27 protein-coding genes and 1 tRNA gene are annotated in these 26,043 nt (G+C 61.1%); 10 read left to right on the top strand and 18 right to left on the bottom strand.

Annotated elements, in window-relative coordinates; all coding sequences use genetic code 11:
• The first annotated feature begins 76 nt into the window (after positions 1-76).
• From BS630_RS10955 to BS630_RS10945, 3 genes are read left to right on the top strand one after another with little or no spacing between them, the layout of a single operon-like run.
• The gene (locus BS630_RS10955; protein WP_077977421.1) at positions 77-658 is read left to right on the top strand and encodes a TetR/AcrR family transcriptional regulator; all 582 of its coding nucleotides are present in this window, start codon (positions 77-79) and stop codon (positions 656-658) included.
• Positions 655-1,017 carry a nuclear transport factor 2 family protein gene (locus tag BS630_RS10950; protein ID WP_077977420.1) on the top strand — a complete coding sequence of 121 codons (363 nt, stop codon included), beginning with the start codon at positions 655-657 and terminating at the stop codon, positions 1,015-1,017. The genes BS630_RS10955 and BS630_RS10950 overlap by 4 nt, the downstream gene beginning before the upstream one ends.
• A complete protein-coding gene (locus tag BS630_RS10945; RefSeq protein WP_077977419.1) occupies positions 1,010-1,390 on the top strand; it encodes a TfoX/Sxy family protein in 381 nt (126 codons plus the stop codon). The genes BS630_RS10950 and BS630_RS10945 overlap by 8 nt, the downstream gene beginning before the upstream one ends.
• A 92-nt stretch (positions 1,391-1,482) precedes the next feature.
• Here BS630_RS10945 and BS630_RS10940 read toward each other — a convergent pair whose 3' ends face one another.
• Positions 1,483-2,223, bottom strand: coding sequence for an SDR family NAD(P)-dependent oxidoreductase (locus BS630_RS10940; protein WP_077977418.1), 741 nt, complete (start codon positions 2,221-2,223; stop codon positions 1,483-1,485).
• Positions 2,224-2,304: 81 nt separating this feature from the next.
• Between BS630_RS10940 and BS630_RS10935 the strand changes: the two genes are divergently transcribed.
• Positions 2,305-2,973, top strand: a complete 669-nt coding sequence (locus BS630_RS10935) for a TetR/AcrR family transcriptional regulator (protein ID WP_183594485.1) — start codon at positions 2,305-2,307, stop codon at positions 2,971-2,973.
• Between the two features lie 291 nt (positions 2,974-3,264).
• Here BS630_RS10935 and BS630_RS10925 read toward each other — a convergent pair whose 3' ends face one another.
• The 10 genes from BS630_RS10925 to BS630_RS10880 form a co-directional block, all read right to left on the bottom strand.
• Positions 3,265-4,302: a 4-hydroxyproline epimerase gene (locus BS630_RS10925; RefSeq protein WP_077977416.1), complete on the bottom strand. Its 1,038-nt coding sequence runs from the start codon at positions 4,300-4,302 to the stop codon at positions 3,265-3,267.
• Between the two features lie 15 nt (positions 4,303-4,317).
• Positions 4,318-5,028: an SDR family oxidoreductase gene (locus BS630_RS10920; protein WP_077977415.1), complete on the bottom strand. Its 711-nt coding sequence runs from the start codon at positions 5,026-5,028 to the stop codon at positions 4,318-4,320.
• 9 nt (positions 5,029-5,037) lie between these two features.
• Entirely contained in the window at positions 5,038-6,288 is a 1,251-nt protein-coding gene (locus BS630_RS10915; protein ID WP_077977414.1) for an NAD(P)/FAD-dependent oxidoreductase, read from the bottom strand.
• A 162-nt stretch (positions 6,289-6,450) separates the two neighbouring features.
• The gene (locus BS630_RS10910; RefSeq protein WP_017958782.1) at positions 6,451-7,728 is read right to left on the bottom strand and encodes an alpha/beta hydrolase; all 1,278 of its coding nucleotides are present in this window, start codon (positions 7,726-7,728) and stop codon (positions 6,451-6,453) included.
• Positions 7,729-8,440: 712 nt separating this feature from the next.
• Positions 8,441-9,337 carry an aldo/keto reductase gene (locus tag BS630_RS10905; RefSeq protein ID WP_077977715.1) on the bottom strand — a complete coding sequence of 299 codons (897 nt, stop codon included), beginning with the start codon at positions 9,335-9,337 and terminating at the stop codon, positions 8,441-8,443.
• Between the two features lie 310 nt (positions 9,338-9,647).
• Positions 9,648-10,283 (bottom strand): TetR family transcriptional regulator, encoded by a 636-nt coding sequence (locus BS630_RS10900; RefSeq protein ID WP_077977413.1) that lies wholly within the window; start codon positions 10,281-10,283, stop codon positions 9,648-9,650.
• Between the two features lie 12 nt (positions 10,284-10,295).
• The gene (locus tag BS630_RS10895) at positions 10,296-10,973 is read right to left on the bottom strand and encodes a class I SAM-dependent methyltransferase (protein WP_065282021.1); all 678 of its coding nucleotides are present in this window, start codon (positions 10,971-10,973) and stop codon (positions 10,296-10,298) included.
• 324 nt (positions 10,974-11,297) lie between these two features.
• A complete protein-coding gene (locus BS630_RS10890) occupies positions 11,298-11,600 on the bottom strand; it encodes a hypothetical protein (protein ID WP_077977412.1) in 303 nt (100 codons plus the stop codon).
• 154 nt (positions 11,601-11,754) lie between these two features.
• On the bottom strand, positions 11,755-12,126 hold the full coding sequence (locus BS630_RS10885; RefSeq protein WP_077977411.1) for a cell surface protein: 372 nt from the start codon (positions 12,124-12,126) through the stop codon (positions 11,755-11,757).
• Positions 12,127-12,315: 189 nt separating this feature from the next.
• Positions 12,316-12,636: a hypothetical protein gene (locus tag BS630_RS10880; protein ID WP_026264847.1), complete on the bottom strand. Its 321-nt coding sequence runs from the start codon at positions 12,634-12,636 to the stop codon at positions 12,316-12,318.
• 198 nt (positions 12,637-12,834) lie between these two features.
• Between BS630_RS10880 and BS630_RS10875 the strand changes: the two genes are divergently transcribed.
• A complete protein-coding gene (locus tag BS630_RS10875) occupies positions 12,835-13,533 on the top strand; it encodes a class I SAM-dependent methyltransferase (RefSeq protein WP_077977410.1) in 699 nt (232 codons plus the stop codon).
• Positions 13,534-13,622: 89 nt separating this feature from the next.
• On the opposite strand, the gene BS630_RS10870 is transcribed toward BS630_RS10875, so the two are convergent.
• A complete protein-coding gene (locus BS630_RS10870) occupies positions 13,623-14,210 on the bottom strand; it encodes a hypothetical protein (protein ID WP_077977409.1) in 588 nt (195 codons plus the stop codon).
• A gap of 387 nt (positions 14,211-14,597) precedes the next feature.
• Between BS630_RS10870 and BS630_RS10865 the strand changes: the two genes are divergently transcribed.
• Positions 14,598-16,070: a hypothetical protein gene (locus tag BS630_RS10865; RefSeq protein ID WP_077977408.1), complete on the top strand. Its 1,473-nt coding sequence runs from the start codon at positions 14,598-14,600 to the stop codon at positions 16,068-16,070.
• Positions 16,071-16,143: 73 nt separating this feature from the next.
• Here the strand turns inward: BS630_RS10865 and BS630_RS10860 are convergent, their stop codons facing one another.
• Both BS630_RS10860 and BS630_RS10855 read right to left on the bottom strand, forming a co-directional pair.
• Positions 16,144-16,440, bottom strand: coding sequence for a hypothetical protein (locus BS630_RS10860; RefSeq protein WP_077977407.1), 297 nt, complete (start codon positions 16,438-16,440; stop codon positions 16,144-16,146).
• A 29-nt stretch (positions 16,441-16,469) separates the two neighbouring features.
• A complete protein-coding gene (locus BS630_RS10855) occupies positions 16,470-16,652 on the bottom strand; it encodes a hypothetical protein (RefSeq protein WP_017958768.1) in 183 nt (60 codons plus the stop codon).
• Between the two features lie 196 nt (positions 16,653-16,848).
• Between BS630_RS10855 and BS630_RS10850 the strand changes: the two genes are divergently transcribed.
• Positions 16,849-17,370 (top strand): hypothetical protein, encoded by a 522-nt coding sequence (locus tag BS630_RS10850; protein WP_077977406.1) that lies wholly within the window; start codon positions 16,849-16,851, stop codon positions 17,368-17,370.
• Positions 17,371-17,547: 177 nt separating this feature from the next.
• Complete coding sequence (locus BS630_RS10845; protein ID WP_012755837.1) at positions 17,548-17,793, top strand: DUF982 domain-containing protein; 246 nt, start codon at positions 17,548-17,550, stop codon at positions 17,791-17,793.
• 308 nt (positions 17,794-18,101) lie between these two features.
• On the opposite strand, the gene BS630_RS10835 is transcribed toward BS630_RS10845, so the two are convergent.
• Positions 18,102-19,973 (bottom strand): adenylate/guanylate cyclase domain-containing protein, encoded by a 1,872-nt coding sequence (locus tag BS630_RS10835; protein ID WP_077977405.1) that lies wholly within the window; start codon positions 19,971-19,973, stop codon positions 18,102-18,104.
• Between the two features lie 432 nt (positions 19,974-20,405).
• On the opposite strand from BS630_RS10835, the gene BS630_RS10825 reads away from it, so the two are divergent.
• Positions 20,406-21,353 carry a hypothetical protein gene (locus BS630_RS10825; protein ID WP_077977403.1) on the top strand — a complete coding sequence of 316 codons (948 nt, stop codon included), beginning with the start codon at positions 20,406-20,408 and terminating at the stop codon, positions 21,351-21,353.
• A gap of 151 nt (positions 21,354-21,504) precedes the next feature.
• Positions 21,505-21,729, top strand: coding sequence for a hypothetical protein (locus BS630_RS36425; RefSeq protein WP_143529422.1), 225 nt, complete (start codon positions 21,505-21,507; stop codon positions 21,727-21,729).
• 183 nt (positions 21,730-21,912) lie between these two features.
• Here BS630_RS36425 and BS630_RS10815 read toward each other — a convergent pair.
• The 3 genes from BS630_RS10815 to BS630_RS10805 form a co-directional block, all read right to left on the bottom strand.
• Positions 21,913-21,989 (bottom strand) — tRNA-Arg (locus BS630_RS10815).
• A gap of 122 nt (positions 21,990-22,111) precedes the next feature.
• Entirely contained in the window at positions 22,112-23,632 is a 1,521-nt protein-coding gene (locus BS630_RS10810; protein ID WP_077977401.1) for an ATP-binding protein, read from the bottom strand.
• Between the two features lie 158 nt (positions 23,633-23,790).
• Complete coding sequence (locus BS630_RS10805) at positions 23,791-25,788, bottom strand: methyl-accepting chemotaxis protein (RefSeq protein WP_077977400.1); 1,998 nt, start codon at positions 25,786-25,788, stop codon at positions 23,791-23,793.
• Positions 25,789-26,043: the final 255 nt, after the last annotated feature.

The raw sequence follows: 26,043 nt of genomic DNA, 5'->3' as shown, positions 1-26,043 counted from the left end.
CGAAAGTCACCGAGACCGTTGCATTTCCATTCTTGAGCAGTCATTCTAGAACAATTGATAAAGAATCGGGGCGACAATGGGCCGAACGCGGGAATTCGATGAGGAGGCGGTGCTGAAGGGGGCGATGCACATCTTTCGCAAGCACGGCTATCAAGGGGCGTCGATCCGGGATCTCGAGGAGGCGACCGGGCTCAAAGGCGGAAGCATCTATCACGCTTTCGGCGACAAGGCCGGCCTCTTCGACGCGGCGTTCGGGCATTACAACTGCACGGTGCTGGAGGGACGGATCGAGCGGTTTGCGCCGCCGGGAAGCGGGCTTAAAGGCTTGCGCGAATTGTTCCTTTCGCTCCTGCATGAGCCCGACGATGGCTCGCTCGGCTGCCTGATCACCAATATGGCGGTGGAATTCGGCGGTGGTGCCGATCCGCACCCCCGTGTCGAGGCGGCGCTCGGCCTCCTTCGCACCACATTCCGCTCAAGGCTGACCGAGGCATCGACCTTCGTTCGGGACGCCGATGGCGCCAAGGCGGACAGAACAGCCACCCGCCTTCTGGCCTTCTATCAGGGTCTTCTCGTGCTCATTCGCGGCGGTGACGACAAGGCCGGGCTGCGGCAGGCGATAGAAGATGAATTCAATCAATTGGAGACGATGTTATGACACCTGAGGCCCTCTGGAATCGATATGCAGCCATCTGGTCGCTGGATGCTTCCGCTCGCGAGCCGGAAATGCTGGCTTGCCTCGCTGACGATGTGACCTATTGCGACCCGAATGGAACGATCGCCGGGCGCGCCGGTCTCTCGGCTTACATGGCCGGCTTCAAGGAGAGCATGCCGGGAGGCTGGTTCAAGATATTGAGCGTCCTCCACCATAATGACCGTTCGCTGGCGCGCTGGGCACTGCGCCAGGAAGACGAGAGGGTCTTGCAGACCGGCACGAGCTTCGGGGTGATTTCCGATGGCCGGCTCGGCGCGATCACCGGCTTCTTCGATCCTCTGGCGGAGCAGCACCATGAATAGCGAGGCGACACGCCAGGTGGCGCTCGACTTTGCGAGCCAGATTGCCCCAGCCGGATGCATCGATATCAGGCGCTTCTTCGGCGGCTCCGCCCTGGTTCGAAACGGCGCGCAGTTCGGGTTCGTCATGAAGGGCACTTTGTATCTCCGCGTCGACGCAGCGATGGGCGCGGAGTTCGAGGCAGATGGCTGCGAGCCGTTCAGCTACCGCGCTGCCGGCCGGACGGTCACGGTTCGCCGCTACTACGCCGTTCCCGCACATGTGATCGATGATCCCGCGCTGCTGCACAGCTACGCGGAGCGTGCATTGCACGCAACCGCCACGCCCGGCCACCGGCTCGCCGATACGCTCCAGGCCGCCACCACGTCTGGCTGATACCCAGCCCGGCGCTCGCAATCGGGGCGAAAAGAGGGACCGACATCGCTCGCCCCCCTCTTTTGCAGGCGCCGGAGGCAACATATCCCAATTCAGGTATTCAGGCCGCCATCCACTGTGAGGATGGTTCCGGTGATGTGCCTTGCAGCCGGACTTGCGAGGAAAGCCACGGCCGCTGCCACATCTTCCGGCGTACCGTAACGGCCAAGTGGGATCAGGGCACGCTGGAAGTCGGCGAAGTCGCCATTGGCGGGATTCATATCGGTGTCGGTCGAACCCGGCTGGACCAGGTTTACGGTGATATCGCGAGATCCGAGTTCCCGCGCGAGGCCGCGGGTAAATGAGTGGAGCGCGGATTTTGTCATGAAATAGACCGTGCCGGTGTCACCGACGATGCGTTCGGCGCCGACCGAGCCGATCGTAATGACGCGGCCTCCCGCCTGCAGATAGGGAATGGCGGCCTGCGAAGCGAGCAGAGGCGACCGCACATTGACATCAAGCAGCGCGTCGATCTGCTCGACGCTGACATCGGCGATCGCACCGTAAAGTGCGATTGCTGCATTGTTGACGAGAATGTCGAGACCGCCAAGTGCCCGGGCCGCCTCGTCGACCGAGCGCTTCACGGCCGCCGGATCGGCGCTGTCGGCCTGAATGGCAAGTGCTTTGCGGCCCTTGCCCTCGACCGCCTGCACGACTTCGGCGGCGCGATCGGCCGAACGCTCATAGGTGATGGCGACATCAGCCCCCTTGTCGGCAAGCGCCAATGCGATGGCGGCGCCAATGCCACGCGAGCCACCGGTGACGAGGGCACGCTTTCCAGCCAGTTCTGTCATGATCTTCTCTTTCTGTAGTGATCGACACATAAATAGCTAGGCACGTTGCGGTGGGGTGTCAATGGGTTTATATAATGATCGATGCAAAAATCGGATGAGATGTCGAACGTCAACGAAACCCCTGCCCGCAGTCGCGGGCGGCCGCGGGCGTTCGACCGGGAAGCAGCCTTGGCGCAAGCGACCCGGCTGTTCTGGATCAAGGGCTTCGAGGCGACTTCGATTGCCGATCTCACCGAGGCGATGGGGATCGGATCACCGAGCCTTTACGCGGCATTCGTGTCGAAGGAGGCGCTCTATGCCGAGGCGCTGCGCCACTATCGCGATAACAACGAGGCGCTCGTCTGGGCAGGCTTCTTTTCCGCGGGCACGGCGCGTGAAGCGGTGATGTCGTTGCTGATGGATTCGGCCGCTGCCCTGACCGGCTGTGTCGCGGATATTCCCCGCGGCTGCATGGTGACGCTCTCCTCGGTCGGCAGCGAAGGCCATGTGGAACTTGGCGAACTCGTGCGAACTGCCCGCGCCATCACGCTCGACCGCCTGAAGGCGCGCCTGAACCAGGCGATATCAGCAGGCGAAATTCCAGCCTCGACCGACGTCCATGCGCTCTCCCGCTTCGTCCAGACCGTTCAGAACGGCATGTCGATCCTGGCCCGCGACGGAGCGACCCGCGGCGAACTGGAGGCAGTCGCCGAGCTGGCCATGCTGGGTTGGGACACACGAACCGGGGCTGCTGAACGCAGGCAAGGCTGACCGCATTTCGAATAGCGTTACGCGGATGCTCATGCGTCACCTTTGGTCAGTCGGTCGCGGAAGCTTCGTAGGATCGCTGGAGCGTGCTGCTGCCCCTCATCCGGCTGCCGCCACCTTCTCCCCGCAAGCGGGGAGAAGGGCATATGCCGCACTCTCTCGGTTCCTCTCCCGCCTCTCGCAAGGCACGTCCCCTCTCCCCGTTTTTACGGGGAGAGGGTTAGGGTGAGGGGCAGCCATTCGCGCCAACCGTCCGGGAAACCGCTCGCACTTTCCGGCATCAACCCTGAACGATCAAATCTCCCTAGCCGATGGCCCCCAGACGTCCGTCAGCGCAAAACCGTTCGGATGCGGGTCAAAGGGGTCGAGGGCTACCTGGGTCAGGCCGAACGTGAAGCCGCGGCCGGTGATGGTGGGGATGACGGCGGGGCGGCCGGCCACCTCGGTTACTGCCTGGAGGCCGACCTCGAATTCGGAGCCGATGATCGATTTCGAGGTGAAGATATCGCCGACCTTGGCCTTGCCGCGGGCATAAAGCGTGGCGAGATTGGCGGAGTTGCCGGTGCCGCAGGGCGAGCGGTCGGCCCGGCCCGGCCACATGGTGGTGCAGGTGCGCACCGTGCCGTCGGCTTCGGTATCACGGAACATGACATAGGCGACGCCCGATATCGCCGGGATCTCGGGATGGACGACCTTGATGTCGCGGTTGATCAGCTCCTTGAGGATCATGCCGGCCTGGACGAGGCCGGCGGCATTGGCCTTCTCGATCGTCAGACCGATCTGGCCGACATCGACCAACGCATAGAAGATGCCGCCGTAGCAGATATCGGCCTTGATCCTTCCCCAATGCGGCGTGTCGATCCCGACATCGAGCTCCTGCACGAAGGAGGGCACCATGGTCAGCCTGACCTTCTCGCAGCGCCCGTCGCGGCAGGTTGCCGTCGCCTTGACAAGACCGGCGGCCGTTTCGAGCGTCACGATCGTCTCCGGCTCCTGCATCTCGACGATGCCGGATTCGAGGAGCGCCGTGGTGACGCAGATCGAGTTCGAGCCGGAACTCGCATGCGCCTGGTCGGGCTGCAGGACGATGAAGGCGGCGTCGGCCTCCGGGTGCCGTGCCGGCAGCAACAGGTTGACCGAGCCAATGGGCGCGCCGCGCGGCTCCAGGCAAAGGAAGCGGCGCAGTTCGTCGCCCTTCGGATCGGTGTTCAGCCAGTGCAGCTGGGCAGCGATGGTATCGCCGGGGATCTTCGGCACGCCGCCGATCGCCACACGGCCGATCTCGCCTTCGGCATGGACATCCAGCAGCTGGATCGTGCGCTTCCATCTCATATCGAAAACTCCAGATCAGACGTGACGGGTGACGCCGCCATCGACGCGGATATTCTGGCCGGTGATGTAACCGGCGCCATCGGAGAGCAGGAAGGCCGCGGTCTTGGCGATCTCCTCCACATGGCCGATGCGCTTCATCGGGACCGTCTCGGCGGTCCCGGGCTTGTGGTTCAGGCTATCGATATAACCCGGCAGGATGCAGTTCATGCGGATATTGTCGGCCGCATAACGATCGGAATAGAGCTTGGTGAAGGCGCCGGCAGCGGCGCGGTAGGTGCAGGAAACCGGGAAGACCAGCGTCGGCTCGTAGGCGGCGAAAGTGGTGATGTTGACGAAGGCGCCCTTGCCCTGTTTCAGCATGACCGGTGTGACCAGGCGGGCCATGCGCACCAGCGACAGGATCATCATGTCGGAACCGAGCGTCCAGTTCTCGTCCGATATATCGAGCAGGTCGCCCTTCGGCGGATGGCCGCTCAGGTTGACGACGGCGTCGATGCGGCCATAAGTCTTCATCGTCAGGTCGAAGATCGCCTTCAGATCCTCGGCCTTTTCGGCCACGCCACGCGAGGCGACGCCGCCAAGTTCGGCCGCCAGTTTCTCACAGCTTTCCGACGGCGACATCAGCGCCAGCCGATAGCCCTGGGCGGAAAGCTCGCGGGCGATTGCCTCGCCCATGCCGCGGCCGCCGCCGGTGATCAGCGCTACGGGTTTGGTGGTTTCGGACATCGGGGCCTCCTAATAACGGTCTATGCGGAACGGGGTCATGTCGAGGGATGGTTTGAGCCCGGTTACCATATCGGCGATCACGAGCGCTGTCGTTGCCGAAAAGGTCAGGCCGAGATGGCCGTGGCCGGTCGCATAAAAAACGCCCGGCATTTTCGACGAGGGCGAGATGATCGGGATCGTATCGGGCAGCGCCGGACGATGCCCCATCCATTCCGTCGTCTCCTCGACCTTCAGGCCGGGCAGCGCGCGCTGGGCATGGCGCACCAGCACCCGCGGACGGCGGAAATCGGGCGCGGCATCGAGACCGGCGAGCTCGACATTGCCGCCGACACGGATGCCGCCCGCCGTCGGCGTCACCATGAAAGCGCGATGCGGCCAGATCACTGAATAGCGCATGGATATGCCGGGCTTCATGATCTGCGTGTGATAGCCGCGCTCGGTTTCGAGCGGGATCGGCTCGCCGAGCTTTTCGGCAAGGAAACGGGTGTGGACGCCGGCGGCGAGCACGACCGAACCCGCCTCGATCCGTCTGCCATCCTCGAGGAGAACGACGGCGGTGCCATCGCCCCGGCGCTCGATATTCCGCACAGTGCCGGAGACGAAGGTCGTGCCTGCAGCCTTTGCGGCGTCGGTGAGTTTCACCACCAGCTTGTAGGGGTCGCGGATCGATTTGTTGTCGGGGAGCAGCACGGCTTTGGCAATCGCCGGCGAAAGTGTGGGTTCGTAATATTGGATGGCGCCGTTGCTCAAAACCTCGAATTCGAGGCCGTAGCGCTGCATCATGGCGAGATGGCCGCGATCGGCGGCAAATTCCGCCTCCGTCTCGTAGATCGCGAGACAGCCCTCCTCGGTAATCAAGTCGGGTGCGCCGATCGCCTCCAGCATCTCTCTGAAATCGCCGAGCGCGCGGTTCGACAGGCTCATGCCGGCATCCTCGATCTCTCGGAGACGCGAGGGCCGGCCGGCGGCGAGGAAGCGGAGGAACCAGGGCAGCATCCTGGCGGCATAGGAAGGCCGCAGCCAGACCGGGCCTTCGGGATCGAGCAGCCAGCCGGGGATCTTCTTCCAGGTCGAAGGGCCGGAACCGGCGGCAAAATCAAGCGCGATGCTCGCCATATTGCCGAAAGAGGTGCCGCGGCCGGGCTCGCCCTTGTCGATCAGCGTCACTTCAAGGCCGCGCCGCTGCAGCTCGAAGGCGATCGAGGCGCCGATCACGCCTGCGCCGACGACCGCCACACTCTTCTTCGTCTCATCCGCCATGCCATCAATCCATCGCACGGCAGACAGAAGTGCCGTCGTGAATCTGATATATCACATCAAGATGCGATGCCTAGAGAATTTCCGTTTTTTCCGAATCACGGAAATTCGCGATTCCGAAAGCAAAACCGCTGTGCGCTTTGCTTGAATTGCTCTGTGGAATTTTTACTGGCTTTCCGGCAGGCCGGCGCCGACGCTGTCGCCGACCGAACCGACGGTGTTGTTCATCGACTGGCCGAGACGCTTCAGCTGGGCGTCGTAGTTGCGCCGGGTGCGCGGATCGAAGATCGCAATCGGCGTGCTGACCGCAACACTGACAGCACTTCCGGCGGTCTGGGCAGCGCCCATCGCCACGGCGCCGACGGCCTCGCCGAGGCCGACATTGGAATCGGTGATCGTCTGGCCGGCAATCAGCCGGTCGCCGATCAGCTTTACCACCTCGGGGCTTTCGGCGAACTTGCCGTGGTTCAGCCGGTCGCCGCCCTTGAGCTTGGTGAGGTCGAGCACGGTGATGCCGGCCGCCTCGAGCTTGCTGCGGTAGGGTTCGACGGAGGGATCGATCTGGCCGAGCCGGTCGACATTGCCCGAGATGCGTCGCGACAGCGCCAAAGCGCGATCGTCCTGCGAGACGAAGATGGTGAAGTGCGGCCTTTCCTTGCCGAGGCTTGCGAACTGGCGGCCGAAGACATCGACATCGAGATCCGGCGAGGCAAGGATGACATTGTTGATCTTCGGTGCGACATGGCCGTTGCGGATCGCCATCTGCCTGAGCGCTTCGACGGTCAGCCAGGTGCCCATCGAATGCGCCATGATGGTGATGTCGCTGACGGCCGGATTGGCGGCGGTGCGGGTCAGCAGTTCCTCCAGCGCGTCGCGGGAATAGTTGGTGCTTTCCTTGTCGTAATTATAATCGAAGATGCTGCCGCGCGACGGCCAGGTGAAGACGACCGGAGCGACGTCGGCATGCGAATCATGAACGATCTGCGCGAAGCGGTAGACGGCGTCCTCATAGCGATTGTTGAAGCCGTGGACGAAGACCAGTACCCGGCGGCTCTTCGGCATATGGGTCTTCAGCCAGGTTTCGCCGGCCCGCTCGCCTTCCAGCGGATCGACGGAGACGGTGACGAAATCGCGTAGCGGATCGGCGGGCAGGCGGCTTGGCCATTGCACCTGGCCGGCCTTGCGATTGGCTTCCGGCGGGATCGAGACGTCGACGGCATTGACCGCGAGCCCGGTGCCGCGCTCGCCGGAGAAAAGCACGGCAGGATTGTCGTCGGCAGCGCGCGTCGTCGCGACGAGAAGATCGACCTTCGACGTGCCGGGGGCCGCGGTGCCGGCCGCCTGCATGACACCGACCGGCCTGCCGCCGCAGCCGGCGAGCGCCATCGTTGCAATCAGAAGACCTGTCAGAGCCGCGGGCAAGCCGCGTCTTTTGCCGATCATGACCAACTCCAATCGGTTCACGCACCGGACAGGCGGCGCCCGTCCAAATAGTCCGACGAGGCTTGCCGAGTCAAACCGCGGGAAGTGAAAGCCTTTTTGGGCATGAGAAAATAGAGACTTGGGAAAAAAGAAAAAAGCCCGACGCGGGAGGAGGTGCGCCGGGCTCTTGATCCTGACTGACAACTGGGAGGAGGAGTGTTGTCAGTCCGATGTAAGAGCGCTGGGAGGAGGAGTGCGCTGCTTACGAAGATAGTAATAGCCAATTCTTTTGATTCGGAATAGCGAAAATGCCGCAATGCAGCAATGCGCTGAGCGCAATGCTTGCCTCCTAAACGGCACACCACCGCCTCATTTTGCAGCATGCTTGACCAGATGGTCAAAATTATGCCGAAAATTGCGGCCTCGGGATCGCGTGCGGGGAGACGGGTATATGCCGCAACGTCTCGATTCCCTCTTCTCCCCAGCGGGGAGAAGGTGCCCGTAGGGCGGATGAGGGGCCGGCGAAGCCGGTCTTTCTTACAACCCGTGCAGGTTTCGGCCGCAATGACATCGTCTCAAACGTATTCAGGGCGCTGGGAAACGGCGTTGCCGTCGGAGTACCGGAATAGATTTTACGTGAAGGGCGTGCCGTGTGGCCCCCTCATCCGCCTGCCTGCACCTTCTCCCCGAGGGGAGAAGGGAATACGCCGCACCCTCTCCGTTCTTCGCCCCGTCAAGCGGCCTTGAAGACCTTGCTGCCCTCGGCGTCGAGGGCGGAGAATTCTTCGTTCGAGACGGTGATCTCGACGGCAGCGACGTTTTCCTCGAGATGCTTGACCTTGGAGGTGCCGGGGATCGGCAGCATGACCGGGCTGCGCTTGAGCACCCAGGCGAGTGCGATCTGGCTGGGTGCTGCATTGTGCTTTTTGGCGATGGTATCGAGCAGCGAGCCCGGCTTGGCGAGGTCGCCGGCTGCCAACGGATACCACGGGATGAAGCCGATATTGTGCTTGGTGCAATAATCGAGCACGTCCTCGCTGGTGCGGTCGACGAGATTGTAGCGGTTCTGGACGGTCGCGACCTTGAAATGCTTCGAGGCGGCCTCGATGTCGGCAACGGATACTTCGCTCAGGCCCGCATGGCGGATGAGGCCGGTATCGAGCAGCGATTTGATCGCATCGAATTGTTCCTTGGCCGGCACCTTCGGATCGATCCTATGCAGCTGCCAGAGATCGATCTGCTCGACGCCGAGATTGCGCAGGCTCTTATGCACTTGCTGGATCAGATATTCCGGACGTCCGACGGGCAGCCAGATATCGGGGCCATGGCGGGTCAGGCCGCCCTTGGTGGCGATGACAGACTTGCCGCCATAGGGATGCAGGGCTTCCTTAATCAGCCATTCGGAGACATCGGGGCCGTAGGAATCGGCCGTATCGATGAAGTTGACGCCGAGTTCCGGCAGGCGCTTCAGCGTGCGGATGGATTCGGCATGATCGGAAGGCTCGCCCCAGATGCCCTTGCCGGTGACGCGCATGGCGCCGAAACCGAGACGGTTGACCTCGATATCGCCGCCGATCTTGAAGGTGCCTGACTTTGCCGCGTTGTATTGGGCTGCGTTGTGACTGGACATGGTCTTTCCTCTCTTATCAATCAAATATTGAAATCGGTGGAACGGTCGGAGGCGGTTGAACAGCCGCGGCACGGATGCCGCGGCTTTCGGAGATGCCTTCGAGCGCGAATGTCTGCCCTGATCGAAAGCGATGCCCGGCATGGTGAAGATCTGCCTATCGCGGGGATCATCAGAATGTGGCCGCTACGACGCTTGCAGATATAGGACGGCCCGGTTCCGATAACAGGGCCTGATCACAGGGATGGAGCGGAAACATCGACATCGAGCTGATCTGGTCGGAAGTGCACACGGAGGCGCAGGCGGGCCCGCGTCAACGCCTGGTCTTTGCCTCGTCGCCGAATTCCGCCAGCATCTTCCAAAGGTCGGTGAAAATCTCCCGGGCGAAATCCTGCGGCGAAGCACTTGGCGGGCGCTGCTGCCAGAGCTCAGCCCCGACGCGCAGCGCACCGATGACGATGGCCGCAAGGACGCGCATGCGGGGCCGCTCAAGCGGATCACCTCCCTTGCGTAGAAGCAGCGCCTCGGCGAGCTTCTGTTCGAGCTTGGCGTATTTCAGCTGGTCGCGGGCCTTCAGCGCCGGCGTGCGATGGATGAGTTCGCCTAACGCCAGGCCAGGCTCGTCGACTGCCGCAATGACGGTTGCGGTGATCGCCGCCTCGACCACGGTGACGGAGGATTCGTCCGCCGGCCTTGCGGCGATTGCCGCCATCAGGCGATCGGCGAAGGCATCCTGCCAGGCGAAAACCACCTCTTCCTTGGAGGGGAAATAATCGAAGAAACTGCGTTTGGAGACATCGGCCGCCTCGGTGATGTTCTCGATCGTCGTCGCCTCGAAGCCGCGCTGCAGAAAGAGGGTCATCGCCGCCTGCTCGATGCGCTCGCGCGTCTGCCGCCGCTTGCGTTCCCGCCTGCCTTCCGTCGTCTCCGTCCGCTTGTTCTCAGCCATTCCTGCCCGGCATCATCGTTCAGCCGCCGTTTCGTTGGAAAAGGCCGCGATATCGTCGATCTCAGTGTCACTTTCACGATAGCTAAAGCGCTCGCGCGACAGTTCCAGCGGCTTGCGGCGCGAAATCCGGTAGACGGAGGCCGGCGGCAGGTTGCGCACCGTACCGCCGATGCGCACTGCCTTCAGGCCCAAACGGTCGAGGATCGGCCGCGGCACCGGGCAGCGCGGGCCATAGGTGAACTGATAGACGGCGCCGCCCGGCCGCATATAGGCGAAGGCGCCGGCCAGGATCGACACGATCTTGCGCGGCGACATGGACAAGAGCGGCAGGCCACTGACAACCGCGCCGACCGGTTCGCCCTCGAAAATATCGGCATCGGCGAGATGGGCGGCGTCCATCTGCAACACACGCGCCGTCGGAAAACGCGCCTGCAGCGATGAGATGAATTCCGGACCGTACTCGATCAGGGTCAGATCCGCTTCGCTGACCCCGCGCGCCAGCAGCGCCCGGGTGAAAACGCCGGTTCCCGGGCCGAGCTCGATGATCGGACCGTCGAGTGCGGCAATTTCACTGGTCATGATCCTGGCAAGCGAATCCCCCGACGGCGCGATGGCCGCGACCCGAAGCGGGTTGCTGATCCAGGAGCGGAAAAAATGCAGGAAATCGGTGCATGCGGCCTTTGCAGTCATGACTATCCCACCTGTCTGAAATTCGATTGAATATGAAAAGCGACCATCGCGGCGAGCATGGCAATTCCAAGGCAGAGGCGTCAATCGCTCGTCGCTGCGGCCTTTCGCAACACCCGCGCGCCAACAGTCTGCTTGATTTTTTACTTACTGCATTTTTGCATTTAATGCAACGCTGTGCGAACGACAGCTGGGGAAGGACATGCTGGCAAGGCCGAGGATGGCGCCGAAGGAAGAGCGAGGTCTGCCAACAAGCTGATGGCGGCTCGGAGGCCGCCCTTCAGCTCCGACGGGGCCGCTCGCGGTTGCGAACGGCCGAGCGTCTCGTCAGTAGTTGCAGCTGGAGCCGCTCCCGGGGTTGAAGCCGAGCTTGCAATCCCTCTTGAGGGGCTTCTTCGGATCCATCATGTAATGTGTCGAGCCCGTGGTTCCCGAGGCGCGATAGCCGATCGAACCGGTCGTGCGCCTGTCGTGCTCAACCGTGGTTTCTTGTGGGGCAACCGGACGCTCGGCTGCACCCTGCTCTGTCGCGCTCGACTGGAGGGGAGCTGCCGTGGCCGAGAAGGCCGAAAGGCCGAGGATTGCGCCGAAGGCAGCGGCCATCAGGCCGGTCTTGAAAGTCGTGGTCATAATCGTCTCCTTGGGAGGATTCGTGGAATTTACGCCCAGGAGCTAGGAAGCGGATCTGTCACATACTACGGCACCGCAACTGCCATCACAGACATGTGAGCAGTGGCCCGATCAAGGAAGAGGCGGCTCATCGCCGCCTCTTTCATTTGCCGGCTCAATAGCCATTATCACAGGGCATGCTGCCGGGACCGATCGATCCTGTAAACGTAGGGTTGCACATTGGCGGGGCTGCCGCCCTGTTGACCGGGTGGCGGACGATGGAGCCCGTGGTATTGGCCTCAATGCCAAAGGCGGCAAGCGGATACCAGTAGCCATCGGAATGGCGGCGGGTGCCGACGTGCTCCGTGCGAAAGCCGCGATAGCCATGCCACGTACCGGCATGTGGTTTATATTGCACCATTTTCACGTCCGAAGCAGCAGGCGGCCGAGTCGTCTGAACGGGTGCCGCCTGCGCGGGGATGATCGACGCGAGGGCGAGAAGGGCGCCGAGCGCGGCGGCGGATGGGGCAAGTCTGAACATCTTCATGATAAACCCTCCTTATGGATTTATCTTGGAAGAATGCCGTTCAGACCAGCGGAGTTCCGCGACTCGACCGCAATTCCAAAACTCGTGATTGCAGGCGATCCGGCGTGACTAAATCGCCAAAAAACGTGAAAGGTCGCGATCAGGAAAGGGCTCCAACGGCGCTGGTGACGAAACGTGAATTCTCTGTTCTCAATTCGCGTATAATGTCCGGTAACCCTGGCCGGAGAGGCAAGCGACATATTGCCGGTGGGCGGCAGCGCGCGCCGTGGTTTCGGCTTCCAACTCATCGGCCCCGGCATAGCCGGTCAGCTGGGCGCGCAGCTGATACTGCTTCCTCGCCTCGTCATACATGGCGTTGCCGTCGGTCATGCAAAGGCCGTGCGCAACGACCGGCGGATTGACCGGCACGCCGACCGCCAGGAGCACGGGATCATTGGCATGGTCGATGCAGCCGCCAAGACCCGTCATCATCGCCAGGACAGCCAGAGCCCGAAAAATTCCCACCGCCATGCATTCCTCCGGCTGAAACGCCCTAAAGATCATCAGACCTGCGGATACATCAGGAAGGTTGCGCGAAACTAGGCTGATGGGCTTGCCTGCCATTCCGGCCGGACGCGCCACTTGACTAGTCATGTTGAAATATTGCTAAAATATTATATCAATGCTTACTTACAGTCGTAAACGCTAATCTTTCGGGAGGGAAAGATTATGGCTTCGCCGTGGGTAAACGACGCGCTCTCGCACGCACAATCAGCATTTTCCAGCAAGACTGATACAAATATCCTTGAGGTCGGAGGCGGCTCTCGCACGCATATCCCCTTGAAAGGAGCGCGATATACCGTTGTCGACATCTCCAAAGAGCAACTCGAAAAGAACCAGGACGCCGCCGAGAGGATCCTCGGCGATGCTCAGACCATCGACTATGGAGATCGTCACTTCGACGCCTGCGTCTTCTGGGACGTTCTCGAGCATTTGGAAAGCCCACGCTCGGCCTTGTTGAGAGCCCATGACACCCTGTCTCCCGGTGGTCTGGTGTTCGTCAAGGGTCCGATCCTGAATTCAGCCAAGGGGATCTTTACCGACCTGACGCCCTGGTGGACACACGTCTTGTTCTATCGCTACGTGTTGCGGCAGAAAAACGCCGGAAAGCCGGGCTATGCCCCATTCCGCGTCGAGCACGCCGCAGAGGCATCCCATTCGGAGATTGCTGGGACATTGAAAGACCTCGGCATGGATGTCGTCTTCGTCGGCGAGTATGTGTCGACGCAGGTGCATGCGCTCAAGGACCGAATTCCCCCGCTGTATTGGCTCTACGAGGCTTTCGGCCTGCTGCTTCGCACGACTTCGGGTGGAAAGATCGGAGGGCGGGAGACAGAGTTCCTGATCGTGGCAAAGTGCCTTCGTTAGGCACTCCCCACCAAGATCTATATAGCACTTCGGAATGCCGAAATTGGTTGCGGCGTTGAAATCATTCAATGTTTCCTCATATCAACATCTCACGAAGCGCGACGAATTTCGGAATCCCGAAGCGGGGGGATTTCGGAATTCCGAAGTGGGACTTTTTTCTTCCTGCCGACGCGTCCGCGTTTGTCGGCGGCAATCTTGCGGTCGGTTTCGGACCACTTCCGGCACCTCTCTGCCGTGCATCGCTTCCACTCGTCGGTGGGCGGCGCACCCTCGTGGTCACCGACAAAGGTCAGCGTGAACCGGTTGGGATGCGCGACACCGCTGCCCGCTCGGCCGCGGCGAATTTTTATCAGTCCTTTATATTCGAGCTCATCGATCGCATCGGCCACATATTCGCCGGTCACGCCGTAAGATACGAACTGAGGATGGGTCACGATCAGCTTGCCGTTTTCCAAGCCGGCATGCGACGTGTGCTCGATGACGATGCGGAAGAAGGCACGGCAGGCATTCGCGCTCAATGTGGTGAAGGCCGCAGATTCCAGCAACTGAATGGTGAACCATTGCCAGCGAAGGCTGCCGTCATCCGTCCCGCTCGGCGGAGCGGTATGCTTGCGCACCATCGCCCGCGTCTTTCCCTGACTGGTTCGGCTTTTGTCGCGAGGGTTAAATTCGGCCATCAGCCCCTCGCCTCGGACCCATTGCGGGAACCCTGATCACACCGTGCGCGACGGCCAGGGCTCGTTGACGCGATCACATCGCCGATAGAGAAAAACTTGCTCGACATCCGCCAGTCCAAGGTTGCAATTGCGGATAAGCTAACGCAAGAACGGCCCGTCGACTAGGAAAATATTCTTAGGTTGTATCTTTATGTCACCCGATCCCTTCTGCTAGATTTTCGGCAATGATTCACGCAGTGAGCGCGATACCGAATGAAAACTTGAATCAGTTTCGCGCAGGACGATTATCGCATCGCCGGCACTACCCATTCTCTTCATCAGCAAATAAGCTCGCGACCGGCGACCGGAAGGCGCCGCATAAGCTTCAATCTTCAGGGCCCTGTCAGCATGACATCATTGTACTGGAAGAGTTTTGCCTCCGCTTGCCTGTGCGTCACGCTCTCCCATCCGGCATGGTCGGCCGGCGGTATCGAGATCCCGGGTTACGCGCCGGCGACGGGAGTCGAGCGTAGCTATCGCGTGCTAAAAGCAACCGAAACCGATATGTCGTTCTGGTTCGACAAGCCAGGCGCCTCGGCCATGACGATGCGCGGCGCGTTTCGCCAGCGTATGACGGTCCTGTCTCGGGATGAAGACGGCATGCGGGTCCGCTGGTCCCTCAGCGCCGACTTGCCGGAAGGCATTGCGGGCCTTGCCGACAGCTATCAGATGAACCTGCTCTATCGAAATTCCCTCACGGCCTATGGCACCGCTGCGCTCGAACTCGAAACCGACCTGAACGGCAACCCGCGCGATCTCTCCGGTGTCGATCAGATCGTGACGCACATGCGGGAGATGGCGGCCAATGGACCGGGTGGAGTTCCCGCGGCGGGGGAAAGCGGGGTCTATGACATCATCGCCAAGCTGGAGGCAAACCCTCTTCAGATCATTGCCGCCTTGGTGCCGGAGGCGCAACTGCTTGCCACGGGACAATCCTATCAGGCGGAGACCATGGAGATTGGTCAGGCTTCGGCGACCTCGCGAGACGAGGATTATGGCGGCGTCAGTGTTCCGGTGACGTCGACCTGGACCCTGGAATCGACCGACGCAACCGCACGCACGGCAACCCTTTCCCTGTCGGAGGAAGCCGACGCCGCAGCATTCAGCCAGTCGCAGCAGCCGGCGATCGCAAATTTGATCAGCGGCTTTGCCGAGCGGGCAAAGAACCTCACCGCCGATCAGCTGGCTTCCGTCAAACGCGCCAGCAAGAGCCGAAGCGTCAAGCTCGTGGTGTCCCTGAACGATGGCTCGACGCTCGAAGCGTCGGAGATCGTGACGGTCGCGTCAGGAGGGACGACGTTGCGCACATACACCCACATCCAACGCGAGGACATGCCGGCCAGCCTGCAGCTTCCCACCGTGCTGACAGCAAAGGACTTGCAGACGCCCGACTTGCACATCGAGCCGCTGCCATCGTCCAAAGTCGGACCAGGCATTCTGGATGAGCTTTCGATACCGCCTGCCCCACGGAAGGCATCGCAGACCGTGGCTCCAGACAATGACGGACCGAAGGCGATCGCGCCTGTCTCGCTCGAAGTGAAGAGCGCGAAGGTGGTTTCGGCCCCCACTTCTTTTGGATCTGAGTTGGATATCATGCTCACACCCGAAAGCGCTGCAAAATTTCAGGATTTTACGCAGGCGGCGGTGGGAGAAATAACGCAGGTGCTGATTAACGACAAGGTCGTCATCGAACCCCGGATCCTGACGCCGATCACGGGCGGCCATCTTGTGATAAGCGAACCGGACTCGAAGCTATTGCAAGACATGGCGGAACAGTTGACCCTCCCCGAAGCCAAGATTCTCGTCCGGTTACGCCCATGAGGGCGCCCCCTCCCAGCTGCCGGCTCGATCGCAACCGCAAAGTGAAACGGCTAAGCCAACGCTAAGGCGGACTTCAATCTCTCACGTCGGAGATCAGACGTATCAGAGTCCCGTCACTCGCCGCAGCGCTGATTGCCGTTGCGATCTGCCGGAACGGTCCACGCGCGACGAGCATCTCTGGCGATGGGCGTTTTCCGGGACCCGGATCGATAAAGGCCGAACACTGATGATCCGAGTCGAGCATCGCCATGAAGGATGTCGCGACAATCATTTCGCCGCAAGCGGCGCATCGAAGAATGTAAGAACCGCGGTGGACGATCGATTCTGTTTTGTCCAATCCGCACGACGGACAGGCCAGCATATTGGTCATTGCTTCACCCCTAGCATGAGCACGCGCCTCTAGGAGGCGGCGGCCAGAACGATGGCGATGGCGAGCAGCAAGGGACCCATCCACTTGAAATGGCGAACCAATGGCGGCCGGCTGGCCGGCTTGCCTGGATATGGCAGATAACCAAAGCCGACGGATGTCATCCATAGGCCGGCGCAAAACATGATGATTTCATCGATATAGGCTGCGATCATGACTTTCCTGCCCTCGGATCGACCCAGTGATATCTCCGTCTCGGCGTCCGATACCACTCATCCTACCCATCAGTGCGGCCAGACGGAAGAGAAGAGTGGAGCTGAGAGATTAAACTTCGGGTAGCATAACTACTTCGAATCCCCTAGGCATTCGCAACACGCGAATCCACGACAGCCACTTTCTCGGGAATGTCTCATGCACAACGCCAAATTCATTCGCTACGCCGCCTTCTCTGCGTGCGTCGCTTTTGCGACATTTCAGGCCGGACAGGTTCTTGCCGATTCGGCCGATGACCAGTTCTTTGACGCAGCCCTTTGCAAGCCGCCCTACACGATGACATCGGCAATGGACATCTATGATGTCGTGGAAGCTCTGGCCAAGCCGGATACGTCGTCCTTGGGTGCGGCGATCTACAAACTCCCGAACCAGATAGGCCGTGACGGCTTTAAGTCGACCGAGGTTTTCTTTGCAAGCAACGCTGTTGGCGTCTTGATCGAAGGCGAGCGTGCTGACGATCTCGCCGCAAAATACGGCTTGAAGCCGGAGACTTCGGACCTGTTTGGCACATCCACCAAGGGCTATTCGATTGAACTTCCTGCAGATCTGCAGCCGGAACCCGGAATGGCCGGGCCTGGAAAAGTCTCTATCATTGCTCGCCAAGGCAACGCCCTGCCCGGCAAAACCTTGCTGGCGTGTGAATTCGTGCAGGAGTTCTAAGAGGCGTCGCATAAGCGCGCAAAACGGCGGCACGAAACCCCTTCTCGAAAAGCACATCCCAGCAGTTCGCTGACCGAGAAAGGCATCTCGTTCATACTGCGCCTCGCCACGCCGGATGAATCGCCCTATGTGTGCAGGCTGCAACGGCAGAGAGCACGCAGCGGAGGTCCTGAGATCATGCAAACCATTTGGAAGAAGCCGGTAACGCTCGCCCTTGAAGGCCCGGATCAGTGGGTGGTGATCCAGACGACCCAGGCCGCGACATGGGCACTGGTCGAAGACTGGCCGACCGAAGAAGGCCCCGCCTTGGATAGGGCCTGCGCGGTTTGCGCGGATGTGATGTCGGGAAAACGAAACCGGGAAGAGGCGCGACAGGCGTTCATCGACGCTGCAATCGAAGCCGGAATCCCGATTAAGGAGTAAGCCACGACCCGTGCGGCGCCTATTTGGCGCTGGACGGCGAGCGGTCATCTCGGCTCGCCATCCAGCGTGATGACGCAGAGATTATACGCAATCAGCCATCATAATGGCCAGACAATGCTGCCTCCGCAGACTTGACAACCACGGCCAGATTGAAGCCCTTCGTCACAAGTGAAGGTCGGTCACCGCTTTCAGCCAGCCCGACTTGGGAGACGGAAGAGGCACGACCGTGCCGGCGTGCAGATCAGCGACCCAGAGATCATGTCGCCTTCAGTCCACGAACTTCTAAAACCGCGACGCTGACAGCAACGTCAAGCCGTCTCCGGGGCTTTGGCTCTCGCCAGGTCTTGCAGGAACTCTTCCATCAAGGGTTCGTCGCCGAACCGGCGATAAGCCCTTTCCGCTTCCAGCGAGAATGCCGGATGGGCTTCAACAAGGCTCGCCATGGTAGCCTGCGCCTTTTCAAGCTCTCCGCTTCCACCCTGCAACGCGGCTTGGATGAGAAGGCAATTCGCGTCGCGGGGCGCTCTGACAAGGCACTCGCTGATGACCGTGGCCGCCTCTTCGCGGCGACCATCGGCATAAAGCGCCTGACCATGCACATAGGCATAGTATTCCGGTGCCATGGGGTGCAGTCGGCGCGCCCGCTCCGCATTGGCGACAGCGTCCGGATAGTCTCCGAACCGGACCTGCGCTTTGGCCAGCGCAATCATACTGTCGGGATCGTTGGGGTTCAGTTCGACCGCACGCTGCGCCGCCTGAAGTCCGCCGGAATAGTCCGCCTGCAGGGCAAGTCCAAAACTGATTACCTGATATCCAAAACCGAGATTGGGATCGAGCCGCACGGCCTGCCGCGCCTCACTGAGACCCAGATCCAGTTCGGGCGCGTCGGCCTGACCGCCGGTCCTTTGCGCCACTTCGCCGATGTAGGTCAACGCAAGGCCTGCGCGGGCTGCGGCATAAGCCGGGTCCATTTCGAGGGCGCGCTGATACAGGCCACGGGCATCGAGTATAGCGTTCTGGTCAGCGGCGCCGTGCCGGTAACGGTCGCGGGCCTGCAAGACGAGATCATAGGCCTGCAGACTATCCGTCGGCCGCAGCGCCGCCGCTGCCGCTTCGCTTCGGCCGATATAGGGCGCGAGTTGCGCGACGATTTCCGTGGTGAGCTCGCTCTGGACGGTGAAAACGTCAGCAACCTTCTTGTCGAAGCTGCGCGACCATAAGTGCGCGCCCGTGCCTACATCAATGAGCTGTGCCGAAACGCGGAGCTGGTCGCCTTCCCGGCGCGCGCTGCCTTCAACCACGTAATCAACGCCAAGCTTTGCCGCGAGCTTACGCACATCCGTCTCCTGACTGCGCACGGCATAAGTGGAATCGCGGGCGATGACCTGAAGCTCGGGATTACGAGCGAGCGCCGTGGTCACGTCCTCGGTCAGTCCGTCCGCAAAGTAAGGCTGGTTGCCGCTGCCGCTCATGGTTGCGAACGGCATGACGGCAATCGAGGGCCTGGGGTCTGCACGGGTCTGATCTAGAGAGAGTGCAGCCGGGATGCCGCTCACCATCGCTGCCAGCGGAAGAGGTGAAATCTGGGTGCCGATGAGAATGAGAGCGATGGCAGCAACGCCATAAGACCAGCGCGCCGCGCTGCAGCGCAGGACATGCGGCACCTGCCGCCAGATCGACCAGGAAGAGCCCACCCGCCTTACGCGGTACACTTCAAGCAGCTCGGGAATATTCTTGGCGCGCCTGCGGCCGACTCGGGCGAACAGATCACCGCGGTTGCGCTCGGCGGCCATCACCACAGCGCCGCTGACGAATATCTGGCCGGGCTCGGCCATGGCCTCAAGCCGGGCCGCAACGTTCACCCCATCGCCATAGACATCGCCATTATCCTCGATGACATCACCGAGATTGATGCCGATACGCAGCTTGAAAGGCCCGTCGTCAAAACCTTGTTGGATGGCAAGTGCCGCATCAACGGCCGCGTTGACGCTCGGGAACATCGCAAGGAAGCCGTCACCTGTCGTTTTGAAGGTGGCTCCGCCATGGCGGGCGACAGTGGGCTCGATCAGGTTGTCAAAAACAGTGCGCAGCTCTGCATAGGTAGAAGACTCGTCCTCGGCCATCAGCCGGCTATAGCCGACGATATCAGCGGCCATGATTGCAGCGAGCTTGCGTTGCATTTCAGTCTCCCAACGGAGTGGCTTGGCACACAGCCGGCACTGCTAACAAATTAGTGCGCAGCGATCATTCAGACTAGTCCTGCAATTCGGGAAGCGGTTATCACTACAGCTCATAAATGCGTGAATATTGAGACGGTCCTCAATTGGCGGTCCGCCGGCCGCTACTTCGTCGGGAGCCGTTCCATCGCCTCACCGATGAGGGCGAGCGCGATCACGCGAAGGCCGCGCTGGAGTGGGCGTTCGCGGCGTTGCGTCTTGACACGCGCGGGACTGAGGAGAAGATCGACGCGTTCGCCCGCCTCATGCGGGAGAAGGCAACGCAAGCGTCCGTTTGCGGGGTATGGCTACGCACAGCAGTTTGCGGCTTAGAACTAATGTATTCACCCAGCCGTTAGGCCCGATATTCGCCAATAAGTGGGGTTAGGAAGTAAAATGTTACATGCCTCAGAAGACGAAAAGGCGAATATCGTCCGCTACTTTCTTTCGCAATCTTCGTCAGATTCTCGTGTTGACTTCCTCCAGAAGGTCTATGCAGAAACGCTGATGGGTCATCGGCATGATGTCTGGGACTTGCATACAAGCGAAGGCCGATGGTGGGTCATCACCAATCCGACAAACCTCTACTCCCAAGACCAATTCCCGAACATGGACCTTGCTGTCACTTTCCATATGGGGTTGTGCCTCCGCATCCCACGGACCCAGCGACAGCGCATCGAAAGCCGTCGCGTGCTGCCATTTGGGGAAGTGTTCAACAAGTTACGCGAAGCGAACGACGCCCTCCATCAGGCGCATAACGTGGCGGACTATCAGGCTATTGGTGTGCGAAGCCGAGAAGCACTTCTTGCGTACGTCGCCGCTGCACAAGACGCCTCTGAGTGGCCTGTAGAGCAACCGCCAAAACGAGCAGACTTTCGGGGATGGAATGATGTCATCTGCGACACAATCCTCTCTGGCGGCTCACAGAAGGACCGCAGACACCTATTCAAGTCGCTCCTTTGCGATGCATGGAGTTTCGCGAATTGGTTGACACACGCTCACTCAGCGACGTGGCACGACGCAGAAGCCGCTCTGTCGACCGTCGAACATGGCCTTGGCTTAGCCACCTCTCTAGTCCTGCGACACATCCGTATGGTCCCCGAAGAATGTCCCGACTGTGGCTCGCCGCACCTATCTCCACAGGAAGGTTATAATGACGAGCTTCCAGAGGTGGTTTGGGAGCGACCTACTTGCGAGGACTGCAGGTGGACGGGCAAGCCGGTTCCCGTGGGTGAGCTTGATGCCGATGATGGACTATTCCGCAGGGAGGGTGGGTCTGATAGCGACGAATGCATTGTGATGGAGGTTCCCCTACGTGATCTCAAGAAGCCGAATACTACTTAGCTGGGGTCGAGCACGGTCGGGGTCTCAGGATCGATTTGGCGATCTGAAAATGGGCGAAATTTCTGAGACCTCCAACTAGACGGTTTTGGAATCGCGTGCCCCCATATGGTCGCCGCCCTATAGCCACCAAGGTCCGGTTTCCCCTTTTTGTATGAACCTTCTCGTTCCTGGCGCTCCCTCGTCCACCGTTCAGATCGGCAGCCTTTCGCTCGGCCAGTTCATGAGCTTCCAGAGCCGTAAGATTGGCCCTGTTGTGGGCGAAGTTCCTGAACTCCTCGATAAGTCGTTCATGAAAGGCATGGGTCTCAGGGTAGTTCCGCAGAGCTTCACGTTCGCTCTTGCCCAAGAATCTCTTGAACTCGGTCTGTCCGGTTGAAACGGCCATGTCCTTGGGGACACGCCTTCGATAGTGAAACGTACCCGAGCTGGTGACCTTAACGTACTTCAAGGTTAAACCCATAATTGACCTTCCGTGGAGCCCGCGTGGACCCCGTTGTGGACCAGAATGATCGACTAGGCCTTGAGGCCGTTGATAAATTTGGGATTTATAGGAAAAGAATGGCGCACCCGAAGAGATTCGAACTCCTGACCCCCAGATTCGTAGTCTGGTGCTCTATCCAGCTGAGCTACGGGTGCGTGCAAAATGCGGCGGTGCCGCTTGCGTGGCGATCCTCTAAAACGTCCTTCAGGACAATGCAAGAGCATTTCTGAAAAAATCGCGTCTTTGTCTGCGGGCAGCCGCGCCTTGCCAAACCCCGTCACTTTTCAATATGCGTCCGGCTGCGGTAATCCTCCAGCGAAACCGGGCGATCGGGGATCTCGATGCGGAACTGCGTGCCGACCGTCGGTTTTTCCACCAGCGCGATCGTGCCGCCATGGGCGAGCACCAGCTCACGGGCGATGGTGAGGCCGAGGCCGGTGCCGCCGGAGCGGGCGGAGCCGCGGAAGGCGGCAAAGAGGTTCTGGCGCGCCTTCAGCGGCATGCCGGGACCGGTATCATCCACCGTGATGCTGACGACGCTGCCGACGCGCTGGGCGGAGACGGTGATCCGCTTGACGGAGCCCGGGCCGCCCTCGCCCGGCGACGTCAGCGCCTGCAGCGCGTTGCGGCAGAGATTGTGGATGACGCGGAAAAGCTGCTCGCCATCGGCATCGACCTCAAGCTCGGCGCCGATCTGCTCTGCGAATTCGATGCCGCTTTGCGGATCGATCGCCAGCATGTCCTTGACGTCCTGGGTGAGTTCCAACAGGCGGATATGGCGGCGGCGCGGCGCGGATTCGCTCGCCTTTCCGTAGGACAGCACCTCGGTGGTGTAACCGACGGCGCGGTCGATGGTGCGCAAGAGTTTCGGGGCAAAGCTTTTCACCATCGGGTCGTCGACATCGACCAGCCGATCTGACATCAGCTGCGCAGAGGCCAGGATATTGCGCATGTCGTGATTGATCTTGGAGACCGCGAGGCCGAGAGCGGCAAGGTTCTTCTGCTGCTTCAGCGTCTTTTGCAGCTCCATCTGCATCGAGGTGAGGTTGCGGCCGGCGACCGCCAGTTCGTCGCGGCCGCCGTCGCCGATATAGATATGGGCGGGGTTCTCGGGATCGGAGGAGAATTGCTGCATGCTGCCGGTCAGCCGGCGGATCGGGCCGATGAGGATACGGTTGATCGCAAAGAAGATCAGCGTCGCCGTGAACAGCGAGATCAGCACCGACAGCAACAGGACGTTGCGGGAATAGGCGAACATCGCCGTGCGCAACTGCCGGTCCTTCATCACCACCTCGACGCCGGTGTTGGTGTCACCGACGGGGCCGTAGACGCGGATTATCCTGCTGCCGCCGAAGACCAGCGTGTCGAGTGCGTCGCGTATCGCCGTCACCGGCGGCACGTCAGTGAGATCATAGGCTTCATCGACGGAGGCCGGCATATCGGTCGTCGCCAAGAGCCGCGAGGTGCCCTCCTTGCGCAGCACGATGGCCTTGGTGCCGGTCGCTTCCAGCGTTTCCTTCTGCAGCGCCCGCGGCAGCTCGACGGGCTGCAGCCCATCGATGACGATGGCGGCGGCAGCGGCGGTGTTCAGCCTGTCCTGCAGCCAGCGCAACCGCATGCTGGCAACCGAGGGAAAGAAGATCAGGATTTCGGCGAGCATGATAAAGAATACGGTGAGCCAGAGCAGCTTGCCGGAGAGGCCGCCGAACATGCGGGCAGGCGGGCACCGCGCCCTTGCAGCCTCGCCGGCCGCGGGGATTTCCGCCGAAGGATTGTCGCCCTGGTCTCTTATCGGCATTCTCGTCTCGCCCGATCGGCAGCACTTCAGCCGCCCTTACCGTTGAGCTCTATATTAGACCAAGATGCTCCGCTTTCAAATCTTTGCGAGCAGCGTCACGTCGTCACAAAGAAACGCCGCCCGGAGGCGGCGTTAGAGTGGCGAGTGATCAGTAAAGCTTAGAACTCTTCCCAGCTCTGCTCGGCTGCGGCCGCGTTGCCGCCGAAGGCGCGGGCGACCTTGGCGATCGCCCGGCGGGCGGGCGAAGCGACCGGCCTTTGCGGCTCGTTGCGGACGAGCGCCACAGGTGCCGGCGCATCATCCGACAACTTGAAGCGGGCAATGAGGCGCACCAGGCCACCGGCTTCGGCTGAAAGCCTGTGCGTGGCGGCGGAGGTCTCTTCCACCATCGCAGCATTCTGCTGGGTCACCTGGTCCATCTGGTTGACGGCGGTATTGACTTCCTTAAGGCCGGTCGACTGTTCGGTCGCGGCGGTGGCGATCGAATGGATATGGTCGTTGATGGCGATAACGCGGGTGCCGATTTCGGCCAGCGCCTCGCCGGTCGCCTGAACGAGCTTGACGCCAACCTGCACTTCGTTGCCTGACTTAGTGATCAGCGCCTTGATGTCCTTGGCGGCCTTTGCCGAGCGCTGGGCGAGTTCGCGCACTTCCTGGGCGACCACCGCAAAACCCTTTCCGGCATCGCCGGCGCGGGCCGCCTCGACGCCGGCATTCAGCGCCAAGAGGTTGGTCTGGAAGGCGATCTCGTCGATGACGTTGATGATCTGGCTGATTTCGCGCGAGGCCTGTTCGATGCGGCCCATGGCCTCGACGGCATTGCCCACGACGACGCCGGAGCGGCCGGCATTCTCCTTGGCCTCGGACACCATGATGGTGGCTTCATGCGCCCGCTCGGTGGAATTCTGGACGACGGCGGTGATCTCATCGAGGGCCGCTGAGGTCTCCTCGAGGGCGGCCGCCTGCTGCTCGGTGCGCTTCGACAGGTCGTCGCTGGCATTGCGCAGCTCGGCGGTGTTGCCGTTCATCGCTTCGGTCGTCTCGCGCACTTCGCGCATCGTCGCCTGCAGGGTGACAAAGGTATTGTTGACGTTCTGCTGCAGCTCGGCGAAGGCGCCCTGGAAGTTGCCGCTCATCGTCTGGGTGAGATCGCCTTCGGCAAGGCTTGCGATGACGCGGCGGGTCTCGCCGATGCCGGCATCGACGCTCGCCAGCAGCGTATTGATGTTGCCGGCGAACTGGTTGAGGTTGTCGTCCTCGTAGTCCTTGCTGATGCGGTGGCCGAAATCGCCGGCCGCAGCCGCAGCCACGACGACGGACATGCTCGACTGCAGGTCGTCGCTCTTGGCGCGCATCGCCGCCTCCTGGGCGTTCAGGCGCTTGACGGCCAGGCCGTTCGCCTTGAAGACCGCAACAGCTGCGGCCATCTCGCCGATTTCGTCCGGACGGCCGGCAAAGGGGACCTCAGCGTCGAAATTGCCGTCGGCGACTTCCTTGATGGCATGGGTGACGCGCTTGATCGGGCGGCTCAAATGGCTGGTGCCGATATAGAAGCCCATGCCGATGCCGACCGCGATGCCGATGCCGGTAATGCTGAGCACGAGCATCAGCACCCAGGAGCGGAAGCTCTCGATCTCGGCATTCACGGTCTCCAGCGCTGCCTTGTCGGTGGCGACGACGGCATCGATTTCCGCCTGGAACGCCTTGCGGTTGGCGCGGTTGGCGTCGTTGTTGCCCTGTTGGCCGGCGGCTTCGGGGCCGACTTCCGTGCCGAGGCGGGCCGTTTCCGTGCGGAAGGTGCGGAATTCCGCGGCGCGGGCGACCAGCTTGGCAAAATCGGCCTTCTGGCTCTCGGGAACGAGCGGCGCCCAGCCCGAGATGACCTTGTCGATCTCGTCGAGGCCGGCCATCAGGCCCTTGGCGAAGTTCGGCGTATCCTTGATCGTTTTGGCGGCATAGATGCCGCGCGATTCCATGACCACGGCGGTGACGAAACGATTGAGGCGTTCGCCGGCATAGGCGCGGCTGGCGGCATGCTCATAAGCCGTCAGGTTGCGACTGTATTCGTGCATGGCGGACAACGCCGTTGCGCCGATCAGAAGTGCCACCGCGCCCATCACGCAAACCAGCAGATTAATTTTGCCCCGGATCTTCAATGCAATGCTCCTAGCTACGCCACTGCCTGGAAAGCAAATTCCCAGTCGATGCATTGAATATCGGCGAAATTTATTAAAGTTAGATTTCTAATATTTACGATTATGGCTTCGGAAGTGATCCATGCCGAATGCGGCGAGGACGCTTAAGCGCCTGAAAACCGGGGCTATCGATCTGCCTCGACGAATTTACAACCACTCGGGGCAGGCCTAATTATTAATACCAGAGTGCGAAAATACCTTCCGAACCAGCAGCGC

Source organism: Rhizobium laguerreae (assembly GCF_002008165.1).
GTDB lineage: Bacteria > Pseudomonadota > Alphaproteobacteria > Rhizobiales > Rhizobiaceae > Rhizobium > Rhizobium laguerreae.
Note: the sequence above shows the minus strand (reverse complement) of the source record. Positions and strands in the feature narration are given on the sequence as shown.